Below are 3246 nucleotides of genomic sequence, written 5' to 3' on the forward strand. Positions count from 1 at the left end.
AAAAATAAAAAACCACCAAAACTATGTATTGGTGGAGACGGTGGGAGTCGAACCCACGTCCAAAGATAACGGCACTTATGCTTCTACGAGTGTAGTCGATATATTGGCGATTCGCTGGTCCTTCGGCCTATCGACAGGCTTCCGGGCAGCTAGTCTGATTGTTCTCTTCCTTCTCCCTCAGACGGCGAGATCCGGCGTAGTCCACTTAGAGTGAGTCCCTTACCCTACCACATGGACGATGGAGGGAGGAACAGCTATCGACTGTTATTAGGCAGCGAAAGCTAGGTTGTTGTTTTGTTTGCCAGTTATAGGCTATGACGTTTTAACGAGGCCGATCCCCTCGACTCGCAACATAAGCTCGAACTACCCCTGTCGAATCCGTAACGTCCCCTCATTAAGAATGTGGAGCGTACGAAATGAAGAAGCTCAAAGCTTGTTTGCTTTGCTTCTATTCAATTACGGTACATGAATTATTATATCACAACGGATGTGAAATTCAATTGTAAGAACTTGGGCTTTAAACCAGATTAGCGCTGCCGTTCCTTGAAGGCACGCTCAATTTCGCGTTTGGCTTCCTTCTTCTTCAGATCTTCACGCTTGTCATAATTCTTCTTACCCTTACCAAGGCCGATTAACACTTTCGCGAAGCCGTTTTTCAAATAAAGCTTCAATGGGACGAGTGCATAGCCTTGTTCCTTCGTTTGGCCGATCAGCTTGGAGATTTCTTTATTGTGTAGAAGAAGCTTGCGCACGCGCAGCGGATCGTGGTTATAGCGGTTCCCCTGCTCATATGGGCTGATATGCATTCCCATCAGGAAGACCTCGCCATTAATGATCCTCGCATAGGAATCCTTCAGATTCACGCGGCCATTACGAATCGATTTGATTTCCGTTCCTTGGAGAACAATTCCTGCCTCATAGGTTTCTTCAATAAAGTAATCATGGTATGCCTTTTTGTTCTGTCCAATGACTTTTCCTGCTCCTTTTGGCATGTCCATACCCCCTCTCTCTTTATACGGGTCATTTTGAAAAAAAGAGCCGTTACTTGGCTCTTTCTATTATCATACTACAGCAATTGCCTCTATTTCTACAAGCCCGTTCTTTGGCAGGCGTGCGACCTCAATGGCACTTCTTGCCGGAAGGGAGCTGTTAAAGTAAATCGCATAGATTTCATTAACCGTTGCAAAGTCATTCATATCCTGCAGGAACACCGTTGTTTTAACCACATTATCTAGACTCAGCCCTGCCTCATTCAAGATAGCCTGGACATTCTTTAACGCCTGCTGTGTTTGTTCGCGAATACCGCTTCTTAATTCCCCTGTTTCCGGGTCAAGTCCCAGTTGGCCGGATGTATACACGAATCCATTGGCCTCGATAGCTTGAGAATAAGGGCCGATTGCGCTAGGAGCCTTTGATGTTTGGATGATTTTCTTTCCCATAGTAGTATTCCTCCATTTCACTCTATTCCATACCCTTATATTATTCGACTTGAACCGCCTTTTTCCTGCTGTCTAAAAGGAAGAAAGGATGTGCGGGTGCACATCCTTACAATTCAACAGATTCCATCTCTGTTTTTTCACTGTTATAAACTTTTTTATCAAGCTGTCCTGTCGCTCTTCCTGTCACTAGACCAGCTGTCACAGAGCCGCTCACATTAAGAGCAGTACGGCCCATATCAATAAGTGGTTCAACAGAAATCAAAAGAGCCGCGATGCCGATTGGCAGATTCATGCTTGATAGGACAATCAAGGCAGCAAATGTTGCACCGCCGCCAACACCAGCGACACCAAATGAACTGATGGCTACGATGATGACTAGTTGAATCAAGAAAGCCGGATCAAGCGGGTCTGGAGCAATCATGACGGCCAGCATAGCCGGATAAATTCCCGCACAGCCGTTCTGACCGATGGATGCACCTAAAGATGCCGCAAAATTCGCAATGCCTCTTGAGTTCCCGAATTGAGTGGTCTGGGTTTCCACATTGATTGGAATCGCAGCTGCACTAGATCGGGATGTAAAGGCAAATGTCATCAATGGTCCAATTTTCTTTACATATTGTACCGGGCTAAGTCCGGAGAAGCTTAAAATGACTAGATGAACAAGGAACATGACAATCAGCGCCACATAGGAGGCGATGACGAATCGGGAAAGCTCGATAACCCCATCCATATTCGTATTCGCAATCGTATTGGCCATAAGAGCCACAATGCCGTATGGAGTAAGTCGGAGAATCAATGTCACAATCCGCATCACAATCTTATACAGCGCATCAATAATTTTCTCAAATGTTGCGAACTCTTCCGGAGCCTTTCTGCGCACCCCAATTGCTGCTATCCCTATAAAGGCGGCAAAAATGACGGTTGCAATAGTGGAAGTAGGACGCTGTCCAGTTAAATCAAGAAATGGGTTCGTTGGGATGACCTGCAGAATCCGCTCAGGGAAGCTTAAGTCGTCCACTTGAACCATCGTTTCTTCTAATTGGGCAGAGCGAGCCTGCTCTGCTTCACCATTTTCAAGATTATCAGCGGAAAGGTCAAACCCTAGTGCACTCACAATCCCAATAACTGCCGCAATCGCTGTTGTGGCAACGAGCACACCGATAATGGAAAAGCTGATTTTCCCAACACCGCTATCCCCTTTAATTTTGATAATCGCAGAGATGATGGAAACAACAATCAATGGCATGACAATCATCTTCAAGAAGCTGACATAGCCGGTTCCAACGATACTGTACCAATTCTTCGTACCCTCAAGCACCTCTGATCCGCTATCATAGCCGAACTGCAGGTAGAAGCCAAGGATGAGCCCGAGGCCAAGAGCTGTAAATACCCGCTTAGAAAACGAGACATGTTTCTTCTGCATGAAATATAAAAGACCGATTAGAGCTAGTAACAAAATAATATTGACAAGCAATAACAAAGTATCCACTTTGGTATATCCCCCTCTTCGCTAATTCATAGTATTACTATAAGGATTATAAACATTCTTGAACGATTTGTAAATTATATGCTCTTATCATTTGGATTTTCCTCTAAAATCGTACACTGATGGATAAAAACCTTGTCTTTCTGCTACCCGAGGGGATGGCCATTGAATCAGAATATCGTAAATAGGGGTCATTGGTCATAGGAAACGATATTTCAATTTGGCTGTCCTATTGATAACTTTTATAAGAAATTTAACTAAAAAATACAGTAATCTCTGCAAAAAGACCGTCAGCTTGTCCATTTTCATTTATCCAGCCTT

Annotated in this window: 3 protein-coding genes and 1 other RNA gene; all 4 read right to left on the reverse strand. The window is 44.4% G+C overall.

The features are described 5' to 3' along the window. Nucleotides 1–29: 29 nt before the first annotated feature. The 4 genes from ssrA to ACI35L_RS04780 all read right to left on the reverse strand — a co-directional run bounded on the left by ssrA (nucleotide 30) and on the right by ACI35L_RS04780 (nucleotide 2928). Nucleotides 30–391: a transfer-messenger RNA gene (ssrA, locus tag ACI35L_RS04765) on the reverse strand. 136 nt (nucleotides 392–527) lie between these two features. Next, a complete protein-coding gene (gene smpB, locus ACI35L_RS04770) occupies nucleotides 528–992 on the reverse strand; it encodes an SsrA-binding protein SmpB (RefSeq protein ID WP_049669543.1) in 465 nt (154 codons plus the stop codon). Between the two features lie 69 nt (nucleotides 993–1061). After that, entirely contained in the window at nucleotides 1062–1439 is a 378-nt protein-coding gene (locus tag ACI35L_RS04775) for a RidA family protein (RefSeq protein ID WP_049669542.1), read from the reverse strand. A gap of 106 nt (nucleotides 1440–1545) precedes the next feature. Further along, complete coding sequence (locus ACI35L_RS04780) at nucleotides 1546–2928, reverse strand: L-cystine transporter (RefSeq protein WP_049669541.1); 1383 nt, start codon at nucleotides 2926–2928, stop codon at nucleotides 1546–1548. Nucleotides 2929–3246 lie beyond the last annotated feature (318 nt).

Origin of the sequence: Pradoshia sp. (assembly GCF_051873915.1) — a bacterium.
In the GTDB taxonomy this organism is placed as follows: domain Bacteria; phylum Bacillota; class Bacilli; order Bacillales; family Pradoshiaceae; genus Pradoshia.